We start from the raw sequence: 821 nt of genomic DNA, 5'->3' as shown, positions 1-821 counted from the left end.
CGCGAGTTGTTGGGTTGCCCGAGTAGCAGCGGGCTCGTGGAATCTGCTGTGAATCTGCCGGGACCACCCGGTAAGCCTAAATACTCAGTGTGACCGATAGTGTATTAGTACCGTGAGGGAATGGTGAAAAGTACCCCGGGAGGGGAGTGAAATAGTTCCTGAAACCATGTGCTTACAATCCGTCAGAGCACCTTTTGTGTGTGTGATGGCGTGCCTTTTGAAGAATGAGCCTGCGAGTCAGCGGCATGTCGCGAGGTTAACCCGTGTGGGGTAGCCGTAGGGAAACCGAATCCTAATGGGGTGTTGTTAGTGGCATGTCCTGGACCCGAAGCGGGGTGATCTACCCATGGCCAGTGTGAAGCAGTAGTAAGATGCTGTGGAGGCGCGAACCCACGTAGGTTGAAAACTGCGGGGATGAGTTGTGGGTAGGGGTGAAAGGCCAATCAAACTCCGTGATAGCTGGTTCTCCCCGAAATGCATTTAGGTGCAGCGTCGCATTAGCTTGGTGGAGGTAGAGCTACTGGTTGGTTGAGCGGGACTACAATCTTAGCAATGTCAGCCAAACTCCGAATGCCATCAATTGTGTTGTGCGGCAGTGAGACTGTGGGGGATAAGCTTCATAGTCGAGAGGGAAACAGCCCAGATCGCCGGTTAAGGCCCCTAAGGGTGTGCTAAGTGGAAAAGGATGTGGGATCGCGAAGACAGCCAGGAGGTTGGCTTAGAAGCAGCCATCCTTGAAAGAGTGCGTAATAGCTCACTGGTCGAGTGGTCCTGCGCCGACAATGTAGTGGGGCTCAAGCACACCGCCGAAGCCGCGGCAA

At 54.3% G+C, this 821-nt stretch carries 1 rRNA gene; it reads left to right on the top strand.

Annotation, left to right across the window (positions count from 1 at the left end):
- Positions 1-821: ribosomal RNA gene (locus HMPREF2807_RS02340) — 23S ribosomal RNA — on the top strand; the annotation flags it as partial.

It is taken from the genome of Corynebacterium sp. HMSC074A09 (assembly GCF_001811545.1).
Lineage (GTDB): Bacteria > Actinomycetota > Actinomycetes > Mycobacteriales > Mycobacteriaceae > Corynebacterium > Corynebacterium hiratae.
Note: the sequence above shows the minus strand (reverse complement) of the source record. Positions and strands in the feature narration are given on the sequence as shown.